This window comes from Leifsonia sp. 2TAF2 (assembly GCF_052115085.1).
Taxonomy (GTDB): domain Bacteria; phylum Actinomycetota; class Actinomycetes; order Actinomycetales; family Microbacteriaceae; genus Leifsonia.
On sequence record NZ_JBFRFY010000001.1, the window covers coordinates 941,380 to 955,663 of the forward strand.

The window sequence follows — 14,284 nt, forward strand, 5'->3', positions numbered from 1 at the left end:
CCAGCATGTGCTGTCAGCCCGTTTGCATTATGCGGAGATCGCTCGCACGACACAGGACGGCGACGCGGCCCACGGGGTTGCGCCTGGCTCCCGCGTGGGCGGTGCTCGTGCTCGTCGCGGGCAGCCTTCTGGGCGTTCCGCAGGCGGCCGTAGCCGACGAGTGCACGACGGCATGCGTCCCGTCGGTCGTCGACGGCTCGGGCGATCCGGGCGCAGGAGCGAAGGGGACGCCCTCACCCACCCCGACGCCCGACCCGACACCCACGCCGGACCCGACGCCGACTCCCGACCCCACGCCTACGCCGGACCCGACACCGACACCGACACCGACGCCCACACCGACCCCGACTCCCACGCCCACACCGACTCCCACCCCGACGCCGCCCTCTCCGCAGCCTCCCGCCCAGCAGCCTCCCGCCCCGGCCCCCGCGCCGACGGACGAGATCACCCTCTCCGCTCCCGACCTGCCGGAATTCCCGGAGCCCAATCCCGCTGACCTGGCGCAGGCGGCTCAGCTCGCCAGTGACCTCGCGACCGCACAGGAGCAGCTCGCCGAAGCGAACGACGAATCGGTGAGCGTCCAGCGTGAGCACGACCGCGCACAGGCAGCGGCCGACGCACTTCAGGCGCAGGCCGACGCGGCACAGAAGCAGGCCACGAAGGCGGCGGCCTTCGCGACGGCCCTCATCCGCTCCTCCGGAACCCGTCTGCTGACGCAGGATCCGGTGAGCGCGGCCCTCCAGGGTCCCGGCGACCTGCTGACCAAGCTGGGCGCCGCAGACCGGCTGTCCGCACTGTCCGCGTCCCGCGACACCGCGATCCGCGAGGCCTCGGCGCAGCGTAAGACGGCCAAGTCCCTGGCGGAGAAGGCGCAGGGTGCGGCGGATGCGGTCGCAGCCATCGACGTCGAGAGCAGCCAGCAGGCCGTACTGGCCGCCCAGGACCAGGTCAACGCCGCCTCGGCGGCGCTCGCCGCGGCTCCTACGGTCATCGAGGCGGGCTCGAACTGGCAGGTGCTCACGTCCGACCCGGCGCTGGTGGCGAGCGGATGGGCGCTCCCGGTTCACGGCTCCCTCACCGACGTGTTCGGACCCCGCCCCTCCCGCCCGCTCGGCACGGACCCGTTCCACCCCGGCGACGACGTCGGCGCGGCATGTGGCACGACGATCTATGCGGCCGCTTCCGGCACCGTGGAGCGCGCGGGCCCGTTCAGCGGCTACGGCAACTTCATCCTCATCGACCATGGCGGGGGCGTCGAGACGGCGTACGGGCACATCCGTGACGGAGGGCTGGGCGTGACCGTCGGCCAGCAGGTCGTGGCCGGTCAGCCGATCGCTCAGGTGGGCTCCACGGGCCTCTCCACCGGATGCCACCTGCACTTCGAGGTGCGCGTCAACGGCCTCCAGATCGACCCGCAGCCGTTCATGGCAGCCCGCGGGGTGGTGCTCGGAATCCGCTGATCCTCTGGATTCCCTGGACCCCGCCCGCAAACGCCGGAGCGGGCGTACGGTTCAGGCATGACGGAACTCACGGAGCTGGTCGGGACGTGGATGCGACGCCAGCGGTGGTATTCGACGAAGAATGTCGAGCCGCGCCTTCGACTGCTTGCCTCGTTCGACGTAGAACCGGCGGAACCCGACGTCCGCATCGTCACCCACTTCTTCTGCGACGACGCGCCGCGCACACCGCGCGTCTACCAGGTGCCCGTGGTGGCCCGGACGAACCGCGACGGCGATGAGGCCGCGCTGATCGGCGAGGCGGGCGGTCGGTTCCTGTACGACGGGCCGACCGAGGAGGCCTATGTCGCCGCGCTGGTGCAGCTGATGACCGGGGAGGACCGGGCGGAGGGGCGCGACGCGCACGCACAGGGCCACACGCTCGGCGAGCGGGTGGCGGTCCGGTCGTCCCGACGGCTGACGGGCGAACAGTCCAACACCTCCATCGTCGGCGAGCTGGAGGATGGCCGCCCCGCCCTCATCAAGGTCTTCCGGGTGGTGCAGGACGGCGAGAACCCGGACGTCTCGACGCTGGCCGCGCTCACCGCCGGCGGCTCGCGGCGGACTCCGTCACTGCTCGGCTGGCTGACCGGGCGCTGGCCGACCGCCGACGGCGGCACCGCATCCGGGGAGCTCGCCCTCATGCAGGACTTCCTGCCCGGCTCGGAGGACGGATGGGAGCTGGCCGTCAGTGCCGCGGAGGCGGGCGAGGACTTCACCGAGCGCGCCTTCCTGCTGGGAGCAGGGACCGCCGAGCTGCACCGGTCGATGGCGCAGGTGCTGCCCACCAAGCGTGCGTCGAAGGAGGATGTGGCGCTCGCCCTCGACGGCATGTTCCGGCGGCTGACGGTCACCACGACCGAGGTGCCGGAGGTCGAGGAGTTGCGAGCCGGGATCGCCGCCGTGTACGAGGAGGCGGCCGCGGCGCCGCTCCCGGTGCTGCAGCGCATCCACGGCGACCTGCACCTGGGCCAGGTGCTGTACTCGCCGGAGCGCGGGTGGCAGTTCATCGACTTCGAGGGGGAGCCGCTGCGGCCGCTCTCCGAGCGGGCGATACCGGACGCGACCATGCGGGATGTCGCCGGGATGCTGCGCTCCTTCGACTACGTCGCCGGTTCCTTGGCGCGCCGCGAGCCGCCGGTCGACGCGAGCGCGTGGGCGTCCGACGCGCGGAAGGCGTACCTCGACGGCTACGCCTCGGTCGCGGGCTCCGAGGTCGAGGACTTCCAGCAGCTGCTCGACGCATTCGAGCTCGACAAGGCGGTGTACGAGATCGCGTACGAGGCGCGGCACCGCCCGGCGTGGATCCCCATCCCGCTCGCGGCCGTGCAGCGGTTGCTGGCGACGCGCGTCGGCTGAGGCGGGTCAGCGGCCGGTGAAGCCCGGCTTCCGCTTCTCCTGGAAGGCGCGGAAGCCCTCGCGGTAGTCGGCTGTGTCGCGCAGTTGCGCCTGGGCGGCGTTCTCCGCATCCACCGACGCCCAGAGGTCGAGGGAACCGTCGCGGAGGCCCCCCACGATGCGCTTGCTCGCGAGAAACGCCTGGGTGGCGCCGGATGCTGCGGCCGCGGCGGCCGCATCCACGTCGTCCTGAAGGGAGGAGGTGGGGACCGCGCGCGAGAACAGTCCGCCCGCGACCGCTTCGACCCCGGAGAGCAGCCGCCCCGAGTAGATCAGGTCGAGCGCCCGGTGCGGGCCGAGCCGGGAGACCAGCAGCCAGTGGCCGCCCGAGTCGAGGGCCGCGCCGAGGGCGGCGAACGGCGAGCCGACCTTCGCATCCTCGGCCACGTACACCACATCGGTCGCGATCAGCAGCCCCAGCCCCACCCCGAGGGAGGCGCCCTGCGCGGCGGCGAAGGTCGGCGCCGGGAACGCGGCGATCCGCCGGAGCAGCGGCGTGACCAGGCCGTCGAGGTAGCCGGTCACGTCATCCGTCGCCGGGTCCACGCCCGCGATGTCGCGGCCCGCGCAGAACGCGCGGCCCTCACCCCGAAGCACCAGGGCGCGCACGCCGGCGCGCTCGGCCTCCTCGTACGCGGCGTCGAGCGCGCGCAGGTCGTCGGGCCCGAGCGCGTTCAGCCGCTCGGGCGCGTTCAGTGTGACACGGGCGATCCCGTCGGCGATGTCCAGATCGATCACTGCGGCCTCCGCGGCTCAGACGTCGTAGTCGACCACGACGCGGTCGGTCAGGGGATGGGATTGGCAGGTCAGCACGTAGCCGCGCTCCAGCTCCTCGGGCTCCAGCGCGTAGTTCTCCGTCATCCGCACGTCGCCCGACACGAGGCGCGCACGGCAGGTGCCGCACACGCCGCCGGTGCAGGCGAACGGGACGTCCGGGCGCACCCGCAGGGCCGCGTTCAGCACCGACTCGTTCGCATCCACCGGGGTGGTCACGCTCGAGGAGAGGCCGTCCAGGGTGAAGTCGATGCGGGCGGTGCGCTCGCCGTCGTGCACGACCACCGGCCGGCCGACGTCGCCGCGCGGCTCGGTCGGCTCGCCCGTGGTGAACAACTCGAAGTGGACGCGCGACCGCTCCACCCCGTATCCCTCCAGCACGTCGCGGCACAGTTGCACCAGCTCGAACGGCCCGCACAGGAACCACTCGTCGACGGTGGTCGGCGGGATGAGCGCATCCAGCATCCGGTGCAGCCGCTCCTCGTCGATGCGGCCGGAGAGCAGCGGCGCGGACCGCTGCTCCCGCGAGAGGACGTGGTGGAGGGCCAGGCGCGAGGGGTAGCGGTCCTTCAGGTCGGCGAGCTCCTCCAGGAACATCACGTCGATCGCCGTGCGGTTCGTGTACACGAGGGTGACGCGCGATGAGGTGGACCCGGACAGGATGCCGGAGGCGAGCGCCATCAGCGGGGTGATGCCGGAGCCGGCGGCGATCCCGACGATGTGGCGGCCCTCGATCCGGTCCGGCGCGAGGGTGAAAGTGCCCTGCGGGCTCATCACGTCGATCACATCGCCCGGGCGGAGCTCGCTGGTCGCCCAGCTCGAGAAGGCTCCGCCGAGGTCGCGCTTGATGGCGACGCTGATCCGGCCGGGCGTCGGCGGGCGGCAGAGCGAGTAGCTGCGGCGCAACTCCCGGCCGCCGACGTGCGCGCGGAGCGCGACGTGCTGCCCGGGCAGGTAGTCGTACTCGCCGTGCAGGTCCTCCGGCACCGCGAAGGTGACCTCGACGCTCGCCGAGGTGAGCGGCCGTACCTCGGCGACCGCGAGCGAATGGAATCGTGCCCGCGCCATCAGCGGACGCTCACAGCGGCTTGAAGTGGTCGAACGGCTCGCCGCAGCCGTTGCAGACGAACAGCGCCTTGCACGAGGTGGAGCCGAAGTGGGCGACCTCGCGGGTGTCGAGCGAGTCGCAGTGCGGGCACTTCACCGCGAGGCGGAGGCGCACCGAGCCCGCGGCCGATGGAGGAGCGATGCCGTAGTCGCGGAGGGCGGAACGGCCCTCCGCGCTGATCCAGTCGGTCGTCCAGGCGGGCGACAGGGAGAGGTGCACGCGGACGTCCCCGAAGCCAGCCGTGGTGAGGGCGCGGACCACGTCCTCGCGGATCGCATCCATCGCCGGGCAGCCCGAGTACGTCGGCGTGATGACCACGTCGACCCCGTCGTCGGTCACCGTCACCGCGCGCAGCACGCCCAGGTCGTCGATGCTGACGACCGGGACCTCCGGGTCGACGACGGATGCCGCGGCCGACCAGGCGCGCGCGGCCTCTGCGTGATGCGTCACCACGATGCCCCCGGGTGCTGGCGCGCCAGCACCTGCAGCTCGGCGAGGAGCGGCGCGAGGTGCTCGGAGTGGCGTCCGCGTCGCCCGCCCCCGGCCGCATGGAAGGCGGTCGGGAGTTCGAGCCGGGCCTCGGCGAGGATCGGCGCGATGTCGGTGTCGAACGGCTCGCGCAGGGTCGACGGGCGCGGGGCGATGCCGTCCAGCGCATCCAGAAGCGGCTCGGCGCCGGTCGACTCGTCGGAGAACAGCTCGTCGACGTACGGCCAGACGTCGTCCAGCGCGCGGAGGGTGCGGCGGCGGGACTCGTCGGTGCCGAGCGCGAGGCGCAGCATCCACTGGTCGGCGTGATCGCGGTGGTAGTCGACCTCCTTCACCGCCTTCGCGGCGACCCCGGCGAGCACCGGATCGGAGGAGAGCCGCAGTCTGTCGTACAGCGCGAACAGGTAGTGGGCGGCCGCGAACTGGCGGACGATCGTGTGCGCGAAGTCGCCGTTCGGCTGCTCGAACAGGTGAGCGGACCGGAAGTCGCCCTCCTCGCGCCAATACGCCAGGTGATCCTCGGTGCGGCCCGTCGCCGAGCCGGCGTAGCGGAGCAGGGAGCGAGCGTGGCCGAGCAGGTCGAGCGCGATGTTCGCGAGCGCCACATCCTCCTCAAGCTCCGGTGCGCGGGTGATCCACTGCCCCAGCCGCTGGGCCAGGATCAGGGAGTCGTCGCCGAGCCACAGCGCGTACTCGGCGACCTCGGGGGAGGCGGGAGCGGTGCCGGAGACGAACTCGTCGGAGAGGATGACGGCGCTGAGCTCCACGTGGCCGTGGCCGTGGTCGTGGTCGTGGTCTGCGTCGAGGTCTGTCGCATCCGTCACAGGTGCTTCACCCCTTCGGCTGCGGTGTAGTAGGTGGCGTGGCGGAAGTTCTTGCCCTCGGGCGAGGTGAAGAACGCGTCCTTCGCATCCGGGTCGCTCGCGGTGATGAGGTCAGAGCGGACCACCCAGATCGAGACGCCCTCGCTGCGGCGGGTGTACAGGTCGCGCGCGTTCCGGAGGGCGAGTTCTTCGTCGGGCGCGTGCAGCGAGCCGACGTGCACATGACTGAGGCCTCGGGATGCGCGCACGAACACCTCCCAGAGCGGCCACTGCTCGGCGGTCATGCGACGGCTCCTGCGGTTTCGGCGGCGGCAGCCTCGCGGGCGGACTCGCTCTTGGCGGCCGCATACGCGGCAGCGGCCTCACGCACCCAGCGGCCCTCCTCGTGCGCCTCCCGCCGGCGCTGCAGCCGCTGCGCGTTGCAGGCGCCGCGGCCCGCGATGACCTCCTGCAGCTCGCTCCAGTCGATCGGGCCGAGGTCGTACGCCTGACGCTCCTCGTTCCAGCGCAGGTCCGGGTCGGGCAGGGTGACGCCGAGCGCCTCCGCCTGCGGAACCAGCATGCCGACGAAGCGCTGGCGCAGCTCGTCGTTCGAGAACCGCTTGATGTGCCAGGCCATGGAGCGGGCTGAGTTCGGGGAGTCCGCATCCGGCGGTCCGAACATCATCAGCGACGGCCAGTACCAGCGGTCCACCGCATCCTGAGCCATCCGCTGCTGCTCGGGGGTGCCGCGCATGAGCGAGAGCAGGATCTCGAACCCCTGCCGCTGATGGAACGACTCCTCCTTGCAGATGCGGACCATCGCCCTGCCGTACGGCGCGTACGAGCAGCGGCAGAGCGGCACCTGGTTGCAGATGGCGGCGCCGTCGACGAGCCAGCCGATGGCACCGATGTCGGCCCAGCTGAGGGTGGGGTAGTTGAAGATCGAGGAGTACTTTGCGCGGCCCGAGAGCAGCTGCTCGGTCAGCTCGTCGCGGGTGATGCCGAGGGTCTCGGTCGCCGAGTAGAGGTAGAGCCCGTGGCCCGCCTCGTCCTGCACCTTCGCCATCAGGATGGCCTTGCGCTTGAGGCTCGGGGCCCGCGTGATCCAGTTGGCCTCGGGCTGCATCCCGATGATCTCGGAGTGCGCGTGCTGCGACATCTGCCGGATCAGGGTGCGGCGGTAGTCGTCGGGCATCCAGTCGCGCGGCTCGACGCGGGAGTCGGCGGCGATGAGCTCGTCGAAGCGCGCTCGGCCGGCGGCTGTGTCGGCGTCGGTATCGGCGTCGAGTTCCGTTGCGGTGGTCATCGTCGACCCTCCAGTCACTGATCACTAACTTACTGATCGTTCGTTCAGTATATCCGTACGAGGAGGCCGCATGCCAGACTGGGCGGGTGACCGAGACCGTCGATGTGGCGAGTACCGAGGCGCTCCGCAGGGGGAGGCCCGGATACGACCAGCGCGGCATCCTCGAAGTCGCGGTGGCCGCGTTCAATGAGCACGGCTACGACGCCACCTCCATCGGGATGCTCGCCGACCGCCTCGGGCTCTCCAAGTCGGCGATCTACCACCACGTCGCCTCCAAGGAGGAGCTGCTGCGGCTCGCCCTCGACGAGGCCCTCGACGGCCTGGAGGGCGTGCTGCGTGCGCCGGACGCGACCACCGGCGCTGCGGCCGAACGGCTGGCGTTCGTGCTGCGCGGCGCCGTCCGTGTGCTCGCCGACCGACTGCCGTACGTGACGCTGCTGCTGCGGGTGCGCGGTAACACCGAGGTGGAGCGCGCCGCGCTCGCCCGCCGGCGCGACTTCGACCACGCCGTCGCCGCACTCGTCGCCGAGGCCCGCGCCGAGGGCGCGCTGCGCACCGACGCCGACCCGGCCGTGGTCGCGCGCCTCCTCTTCGGCATGATCAACTCGCTCACCGAGTGGTACACCCCCGCCGGCTCGCTGACCGCAGACGACCTCGCCGACACCATCCTCGCCCTGGCCCTCCGCTGACCGCGCTTCCCCGGAGCCCAAGCCAACAGCTCCTGAGTTTTTCGGGCGAATCGCCGTTGCGAACGCGAAAAAGTCAGGAGCTGTTTGCTTGGGAGGCGGGAGTTACTTGGAGACGAGGGTGAGGACGTCGTAGGTGGCGACGAGCTCGTCGCGCTGGTTCAGGATGCGCGCATCCCACCGCACCTCGCCGTACGGGTCGGTCTCGCGCGGCGTGATCTGCTTCGCAGTGAGGGCGACGCGGATGCTGTCGCCGGCGACCACGGGCGTCAAGAAGCGCAGATCCTCCAGCCCGTAGTTGGCGAGCACCGGCCCGGGCGCAGGGTCGACGAACAGCCCGGCGGCCCACGACACGAGCAGGTAGCCGTGGGCGACCCGTCCGGGGAAGAACGGATTCGCGGCTGCGGCCTCCTCATCCATGTGCGCATAGAAGGTGTCGCCGGTGAAGGTCGCGAACGTCTCGATGTCGTCGAGGGTCACGCGGCGCGAGCCGGACTGCACCTGGTCGCCGATCTTCAGGGTGGCGAGGGACTTGCGGAAGGGATGCGGCGGCGCAGCATCGGCCGCGGCGCCGGGATGCCACACACCCGTTATCGCAGTCAGCTGGTCGGGCGAGCCCTGCAAGGCCGTCCGCTGCATGTGGTGCAGCACTGCGCGGATCCCGCCCAGTTCTTCGCCGCCGCCCGCTCGCCCCGGTCCGCCGTGGACGAGGTGCGGCATCGGCGAACCGTGGCCGGTGGAGGTGCGCGCGTCATCCCGGTCGAGCACCAGGATGCGGCCGTTGTACGCCGCCGACCCCAGCACGAAGGTGCGTGCGAACGCGGGGTCGTGCGTCGCGACACTCGTCACAAGGGATCCGCCGCCGCGGGCGACCAGCGCCACGGCCTCGTCCGGGCTGCCGTACGGCAGCACGCTGGCGACCGGCCCGAACGCCTCGACGGTGTGCGCCTCGGGCGTCCACGCGTCGGCGAAGCGGAGCAGCATCGGTCCGACGAACGCACCCTCGGGTGCTGCGCCGACCGTGCCGTCCGCGTGGGTCACGGTCGGCTGGTCGAGGCCGCCGATCACGAGCTCGCCACCCGCGGCGACGAGCCGCGAGACCTGACGCAGCACCTCCTCGCGCTGGGTGCGCGAGGCGAGCGGCCCCATCGTCACCCCCTCGGCGCGAGGGTCGCCGAGGACGACACGGGAGGCGATGCGCTCGCGCACGGCGCCGATCACGTCCTCCACGAGCGGCTCCGGCACGATCGCTCGGCGGATGGCGGTGCACTTCTGCCCGGACTTGGCGGTCACCTCGACGACCAGCCCCTTCACGAACGCGTCGAACTCGGGCGTGCCGGTGACTGCATCCGGCCCCAGGACCGAAGCGTTGATGGAGTCGGTCTCGCTGGAGAACCGCACTCCGCCGGTCTGCACCGAGTCGTGGGCCTTCAGCCGCTCGGCGGTGCTCGCCGACCCGGTGAAGGCCACGAGGTCGCCCAGCCGCAGGTTCTCGAACAGGTCGGGAACCGACCCGCTCACCAACTGCAGGGCGCCAGCGGGCAGCAGTCCCGACTCCACCATGATCCTGACCGCCGCCTCGGCCACGAATGCCGTCGGCGTCGCGGGCTTCACGAGCGTCGGCATGCCCGCCAGGAACGACGGGGCCAGCTTCTCGAGCATCCCCCAGACCGGGAAGTTGAACGCGTTGATCTGCACCGCGACACCGGGCAGACGGGTGTAGACGTGACGGCCGAGGAAGCTGCCGTCCTTCGACAGCTGCTCCGCCGGACCGTCGAGCACGACCTGCGCGTTGGGAAGCTCGCGGCGGCCCTTCGACCCGTACGTGAACATGGCGCCGATCCCGCCGTCGACGTCGATCCAGGCGTCAGCCCGGGTCGCTCCCGACTGGGCCGAGAGCTCGTACAGCTCGTCCTTGTGCTCGGTCAGGGCCTGCGCGAGTCCCTTCAGCAGCAGGGCGCGCTGGTGGAAGGTCAGCTCGCCGAGCGAGCGCTGACCGACCGTGCGGGCGTGGTCGAGGGCGCCGGCGAGGTCGAGCCCTGCGGTGCTGACGCGGGTGAGCAGTGCGCCGGTGGAGGCATCCAGCACCTCGGCGGCGGCGTCTTCCGCGCCGTCTTCGGTATCGGGCGTCCACCATTCGTCGCGAACGTAGCTGGGCAGGATCATCGGTGACCTCCGGAAAAGGGGACGTGGTGGGATGCGTATGCTGGCCGCATGGCCGACGCTGACTGGACGATCGAACTGGGCGAGCTGGATGTGAAGATGGGCGTGCGCATCCTGGAGCAGTCCGCAGAACGCGTGGTGGCGACCATGCCGGTGGAGGGCAACCGCCAGTCGTTCGGGCTGCTGCACGGCGGCGCCTCGGTCGCCTTCGCGGAGGCGCTGGGGTCGTGGGCGGCCGTCATCCATGCCGGTCCAGGTAAGAGCGCGGTCGGCGTCGACATCAACGCGACGCACCACCGGGCCGCCCGCGCGGGGGTCGTGACCGGTGTGGCAACGGCGATCCGCCTCGGCCGCACGATCACCTCGCACGAGGTGGTGGTGTCGGATGAGGACGGCAACCGGCTCTGCACGGCGCGCATCACCAACCTCATCGTGGACGCTCCCCAGCGGTAGGCAGCGGCGACCCGTCGGCATTCCACGCGAAGAACCCCTGGCCGGTCTTCCGGCCGAGCATCCCTTCTGCGACCATGCGTCGCAGCAGTTCCGGCGGCTCGAACCGCGGCCCCAGCTCGCGCGTGAGGTACTCGGCGATGTCGAGCCGCACATCCAGCCCGACGATGTCGGTCAACCGGAGCGGGCCGACCGGATGCTTGTAGCCGAGCTCCATCGCCGTGTCGATGTCGTCGGGTGTCGCGACGCCCTCCTCCACCATACGGATGGCCTCGAGACCCAGCAGCACGCCGAGCCGCGAGGAGGCGAAGCCGGGGGAGTCGCGCACGGTCACGGCGGTCTTGCCGAGGGCGCGCACCCAGCGTTCGGCGGCTTCCGCAGCCGTCGCCGCGGTGGCCGTGCCGAGCACCACTTCGACCAGAGTGGATGCGGGAACCGGGTTGAAGAAGTGCAGCCCGAGGAAGGCGCCCGGCCGCTGGAGGGCCGCCGCCAGGGCGTCGATCGACAGCGACGACGTGTTGGTGACGAGCACCGCATCCACAGGCAGCAGATCCTCTGCACGCCGTAGCGCCTCGCGTTTGAGCCCGAGCACCTCGGGCACCGCCTCGATCGCGAGGCCTGCGCTGCTCAGCGACTCCCAGGTCACCGTGACGATGAGTCGTGCCGGGTCGGGCGCCGCCGCACCGCGCAGGACGCTGCCCTCGACCGCGGCGAGGATGCGGTCGCGCGCCTCGGAGGCCGCCGAGGCGTCACGCTCGATGACGGCGACGTCGGCTCCCGCCATGAGGAAGGCGTGCGCGATCCCGGCGCCCATCCGTCCGCCGCCGATGACGGCGACCCGCTCGGGGAAGTGGTTACTCGCCTCGCTGCTCATCATTTCCTCCGTTCCAGGAACTCGGTCATCCGCCGCCGCTTCTCCGGCGACTCGAACAGCTCGGCCTGCGCTTCCCGCTCGGCGTCGGGATGCTCGGCGAGCGGCGCCCGCAGCACGCGCTTCGTCAGCCGCGTCGCGAGCGGGTCGTTCGCGGCGATCCGGTCGGCGAGGGTGTGGGCGGCGGCCAGCAGGTCGTCCGGCTCGTGGAGCGACGACACCAGGCCGGCTGCGAGCGCCTCCGCCCCGTCCAGGATGCGCCCGGTCAGCACCAGCTCGGTCGCGAGCGGCAGGCCGACCAGCTGGGGCAGCCGCCAAAGTGCGCCCGCGGCGGCGATGATCCCGAGGCCGGTCTCCGGATTGCCGATCCGCAAGCGCGGGGTGCCGATCCGCAGGTCGGCGGCGTAGGCGAGTTCGGCGCCGCCGCCGAGCGCGTACCCGTCGAGGGCCGCGATGACGGGCATCGGGAGGGCGGCGATGCGGTCGAAGATCGTGTCGTTGATGCCGCGCCGGGCGTCCGCGGCGGTGCGTTCTCGCAGTTCGGCGATGTCGGCCCCCGAGGCGAACACCCCGCCGGCGCCGGTGAGAAGCAGGATGCGCGGCTCGCTCTCGAGCGCCGCGCACACCGCGTGCAGCTCGTTCACCATCGCCTGGTCGATCGCGTTGCGGCGGTCGGGGCGGTCGAGCGTCACGACCACACGGTCGGCGCGCTCCTCGACCCGGAGGCTACGGTCGTCGCTCATACCGCCTCCACGATCAGCGAGGTGCCCTGGCCGACGCCGACGCACATGGTGGCGAGCCCGCGGTGGGCGCCCTCCCGCCCCATCCGGCCGAGCAGTGTGACGAGGATGCGCGACCCGCTCGACCCGAGCGCGTGGCCGAGTGCGATGGCGCCGCCGTCTGCGTTCACCCGGGTCTCGTCGAGGCCGAGGCGGCGGATGCAGGCGATGGCCTGGCTGGCGAACGCCTCGTTGAGTTCGACGGCGTCGAGGTCGGCGATGTCGAGTCCGGCGCGGGCGAGCGCCTTGCGCGTCGCGGGCACCGGTCCGAGTCCCATGACCTCGGGCGCGACCCCGGCGCTGGCCCCGGCGACGATGCGTGCCCGCGGGAGTAGGCCGTAGCGCTCGACAGCGGCTCCGCTCGCGATGACGATCGCAGAGGCGCCGTCGTTGAGCGGGGAGGCGTTGCCCGCGGTGACCACGCTGCCGCCGGCGACGACGGGCTTCAGCCGCCCGAGCGCCTCGGCGCTGGTGTCGCGCCGGATGCCCTCGTCGGCATCCACCATGCCACCGGGCGTCTCGACGGCCACGAGTTCGGCGTCGAATCGTCCGCCGTCCGCTGCGGCGGCCGCCCGCCGGTGGCTCTCGAGGGCGAAGGCGTCGGCCTCCTCGCGGCTGATCCCGTCGATCCGGGCCACCTCCTCCGCGGTCTCCGGCATCGTGTAGGTCGCCTTGTCGCGGGCGAGCAGGCGGGGATTGGTGAACCGCCAGCCGATGGAGGTGTCGAACTGCGGGCCGGGACGCGACCACGGCTTCTCCGGCTTCGCCTGCACCCACGGCGCTCGGGTCATCGACTCGACGCCGCCCGCGACGATCAGGTCGGCATCCCCGGCCCGGATCGCCTGCGCGCCCTGGATCACAGCGGTGAGTCCGGAGGCGCAGAGCCGGTTGACGGTCATCGCCGGGATCTCGTCGGGGAGTCCTGCAATCAGGACCGCCATCCGTGCCACATTCCGGTTGTCCTCACCGGCCTGGTTGGCAGCGCCGAGGATCACCTCGTCGATCAGCTCCGGCGGAGCGGAGGAGCGGCGGACCGCTTCGGCGACGACCAGCGCGGCGAGGTCGTCGGCCCGAACGCCGGCCAGGGCGCCGCCGTAGCGGCCGACCGGCGTGCGCACGCCGCCGACGAGGTAGGCCTCCGCCATCGCTGCCCTCTTCCTCGAACGCACGAATTACCGAACGAACGTTCAGCAATTGCATCGTCGCAGAATCGCCGCAGCCGGGCAAGTGCTCGGCGCGGCCGCTAGCTGCCGGCCGCCACTGCGTGGCGCCGACCCCCTCCCTGCCACGGTCGGAGATCCTCGGGTCACGGGCGGAGATCCATTGCCAAAGCGCGCGAATCTCCGTCCCCACCGCGGTACGTCGGAGATTTGCACGATTCACACCGACGATGGCTCAGGCGGGAAAGGCCGCCCGGTGACCGACTCCGGGTCTTCAGCGCTGGTCGTGGTCCTCGAACACGAGCGAGGTCTTCGTGTCGCGCACCGACGGGATGCTCGTCAACTCCTCCAGCACCACCCGCCGCAGGTCCTCGTTGTCGCGCGCCCGCACCAGCAGGATCACGTCGAAGTCGCCGCCGGTGAGGGCGAAGTGCTCCACTTCGGGGATGCTCCGCAGCCGGTCGCGCAGGTCGTGCCACGCCGACTGCTCCACGCGCATGGTCACGTACGCGGACGACGTCCGCCCCGCCAGCCGCGGGTCGACCTTCGCGGTGAACCCCGTGATGACGCCGTCCGACACCATCCGGGCGACCCGCGCGTAGGCGTTGGCGCGCGACACGTGCGCCGCCTCCGCGACCGCGGTGATGGAGGCGCGGCCGTCGGTGCGCAGAGCGTCCAGGATGCGTACGTCGATGTCGTCCATGGTGGTGGACAGTCTGGCACCGAAACCGCGCCACCGCATCCATTCGTCTCAACTCCGTACGACCCGTAGCGCCGGAGGTCCAGCAAAGTCATCCT

Annotated in this window: 15 protein-coding genes; 4 read left to right on the forward strand and 11 right to left on the reverse strand. The window is 71.7% G+C overall.

Annotation, left to right across the window (positions count from 1 at the left end; all coding sequences use genetic code 11):
- The first annotated feature begins 77 nt into the window (after window positions 1-77).
- Window positions 78-1,460 carry a M23 family metallopeptidase gene (locus AB4Z18_RS04565; protein ID WP_441781509.1) on the forward strand — a complete coding sequence of 461 codons (1,383 nt, stop codon included), beginning with the start codon at window positions 78-80 and terminating at the stop codon, window positions 1,458-1,460.
- Between the two features lie 57 nt (window positions 1,461-1,517).
- On the forward strand, window positions 1,518-2,855 hold the full coding sequence (locus AB4Z18_RS04570) for a maltokinase N-terminal cap-like domain-containing protein (RefSeq protein ID WP_441781510.1): 1,338 nt from the start codon (window positions 1,518-1,520) through the stop codon (window positions 2,853-2,855).
- 6 nt (window positions 2,856-2,861) lie between these two features.
- Here AB4Z18_RS04570 and AB4Z18_RS04575 read toward each other — a convergent pair whose 3' ends face one another.
- Genes AB4Z18_RS04575 through paaA form a run of 6 tightly spaced genes read right to left on the reverse strand, consistent with a single transcriptional unit; the run spans window position 2,862 to window position 7,377 of the window.
- Window positions 2,862-3,632, reverse strand: coding sequence for an enoyl-CoA hydratase/isomerase family protein (locus tag AB4Z18_RS04575; RefSeq protein WP_441781511.1), 771 nt, complete (start codon window positions 3,630-3,632; stop codon window positions 2,862-2,864).
- Between the two features lie 15 nt (window positions 3,633-3,647).
- The gene (paaE, locus tag AB4Z18_RS04580) at window positions 3,648-4,736 is read right to left on the reverse strand and encodes a 1,2-phenylacetyl-CoA epoxidase subunit PaaE (RefSeq protein ID WP_441781512.1); all 1,089 of its coding nucleotides are present in this window, start codon (window positions 4,734-4,736) and stop codon (window positions 3,648-3,650) included.
- 10 nt (window positions 4,737-4,746) lie between these two features.
- A complete protein-coding gene (paaD, locus tag AB4Z18_RS04585; protein ID WP_441781513.1) occupies window positions 4,747-5,229 on the reverse strand; it encodes a 1,2-phenylacetyl-CoA epoxidase subunit PaaD in 483 nt (160 codons plus the stop codon).
- A complete protein-coding gene (paaC, locus tag AB4Z18_RS04590; RefSeq protein WP_441781514.1) occupies window positions 5,223-6,089 on the reverse strand; it encodes a 1,2-phenylacetyl-CoA epoxidase subunit PaaC in 867 nt (288 codons plus the stop codon). The genes paaD and paaC overlap by 7 nt, the downstream gene beginning before the upstream one ends.
- Window positions 6,086-6,373: a 1,2-phenylacetyl-CoA epoxidase subunit PaaB gene (paaB, locus tag AB4Z18_RS04595; protein WP_441781515.1), complete on the reverse strand. Its 288-nt coding sequence runs from the start codon at window positions 6,371-6,373 to the stop codon at window positions 6,086-6,088. Before paaB ends, paaC begins: the two co-directional genes overlap by 4 nt.
- Window positions 6,370-7,377 (reverse strand): 1,2-phenylacetyl-CoA epoxidase subunit PaaA, encoded by a 1,008-nt coding sequence (gene paaA, locus AB4Z18_RS04600; protein WP_441781516.1) that lies wholly within the window; start codon window positions 7,375-7,377, stop codon window positions 6,370-6,372. Before paaA ends, paaB begins: the two co-directional genes overlap by 4 nt.
- A gap of 86 nt (window positions 7,378-7,463) precedes the next feature.
- Here paaA and AB4Z18_RS04605 point away from each other — a divergent pair, with 86 nt between their 5' ends.
- On the forward strand, window positions 7,464-8,066 hold the full coding sequence (locus AB4Z18_RS04605) for a TetR/AcrR family transcriptional regulator (RefSeq protein ID WP_441781517.1): 603 nt from the start codon (window positions 7,464-7,466) through the stop codon (window positions 8,064-8,066).
- A 102-nt stretch (window positions 8,067-8,168) separates the two neighbouring features.
- Here the strand turns inward: AB4Z18_RS04605 and paaZ are convergent, their stop codons facing one another.
- A complete protein-coding gene (gene paaZ, locus AB4Z18_RS04610; protein WP_441781518.1) occupies window positions 8,169-10,229 on the reverse strand; it encodes a phenylacetic acid degradation bifunctional protein PaaZ in 2,061 nt (686 codons plus the stop codon).
- A gap of 48 nt (window positions 10,230-10,277) precedes the next feature.
- On the opposite strand from paaZ, the gene AB4Z18_RS04615 reads away from it, so the two are divergent.
- Window positions 10,278-10,679, forward strand: coding sequence for a PaaI family thioesterase (locus tag AB4Z18_RS04615; protein ID WP_441781519.1), 402 nt, complete (start codon window positions 10,278-10,280; stop codon window positions 10,677-10,679).
- Here the strand turns inward: AB4Z18_RS04615 and AB4Z18_RS04620 are convergent.
- From AB4Z18_RS04620 to AB4Z18_RS04635, 4 genes are all read right to left on the reverse strand, one after another.
- Complete coding sequence (locus tag AB4Z18_RS04620) at window positions 10,654-11,553, reverse strand: 3-hydroxyacyl-CoA dehydrogenase family protein (RefSeq protein ID WP_441781520.1); 900 nt, start codon at window positions 11,551-11,553, stop codon at window positions 10,654-10,656. The two genes, AB4Z18_RS04615 and AB4Z18_RS04620, sit on opposite strands and share 26 nt — an antisense overlap.
- Window positions 11,550-12,290, reverse strand: a complete 741-nt coding sequence (locus AB4Z18_RS04625; protein ID WP_441781521.1) for an enoyl-CoA hydratase/isomerase family protein — start codon at window positions 12,288-12,290, stop codon at window positions 11,550-11,552. The genes AB4Z18_RS04620 and AB4Z18_RS04625 overlap by 4 nt, the downstream gene beginning before the upstream one ends.
- A complete protein-coding gene (locus AB4Z18_RS04630; RefSeq protein WP_441781522.1) occupies window positions 12,287-13,471 on the reverse strand; it encodes a thiolase family protein in 1,185 nt (394 codons plus the stop codon). Before AB4Z18_RS04630 ends, AB4Z18_RS04625 begins: the two co-directional genes overlap by 4 nt.
- Before the next feature lie 289 nt (window positions 13,472-13,760).
- On the reverse strand, window positions 13,761-14,189 hold the full coding sequence (locus AB4Z18_RS04635; protein ID WP_441781523.1) for an Lrp/AsnC family transcriptional regulator: 429 nt from the start codon (window positions 14,187-14,189) through the stop codon (window positions 13,761-13,763).
- Between the last annotated feature and the right edge of the window lie 95 nt (window positions 14,190-14,284).

Coding starts and splice junctions, on each gene's coding strand:
- AB4Z18_RS04615 (WP_441781519.1), top strand. CDS start 10,278: ATGGCCGACGCTGACTGGACGATCGAACTGGGCGAGCTGGATGTGAAG.
- AB4Z18_RS04630 (WP_441781522.1), bottom strand. CDS start 13,471: ATGGCGGAGGCCTACCTCGTCGGCGGCGTGCGCACGCCGGTCGGCCGC.
- paaB (WP_441781515.1), bottom strand. CDS start 6,373: ATGACCGCCGAGCAGTGGCCGCTCTGGGAGGTGTTCGTGCGCGCATCC.
- paaE (WP_441781512.1), bottom strand. CDS start 4,736: ATGGCGCGGGCACGATTCCATTCGCTCGCGGTCGCCGAGGTACGGCCG.
- paaZ (WP_441781518.1), bottom strand. CDS start 10,229: ATGATCCTGCCCAGCTACGTTCGCGACGAATGGTGGACGCCCGATACC.
- AB4Z18_RS04625 (WP_441781521.1), bottom strand. CDS start 12,290: ATGAGCGACGACCGTAGCCTCCGGGTCGAGGAGCGCGCCGACCGTGTG.
- paaA (WP_441781516.1), bottom strand. CDS start 7,377: ATGACCACCGCAACGGAACTCGACGCCGATACCGACGCCGACACAGCC.
- AB4Z18_RS04635 (WP_441781523.1), bottom strand. CDS start 14,189: ATGGACGACATCGACGTACGCATCCTGGACGCTCTGCGCACCGACGGC.
- AB4Z18_RS04620 (WP_441781520.1), bottom strand. CDS start 11,553: ATGATGAGCAGCGAGGCGAGTAACCACTTCCCCGAGCGGGTCGCCGTC.
- AB4Z18_RS04570 (WP_441781510.1), top strand. CDS start 1,518: ATGACGGAACTCACGGAGCTGGTCGGGACGTGGATGCGACGCCAGCGG.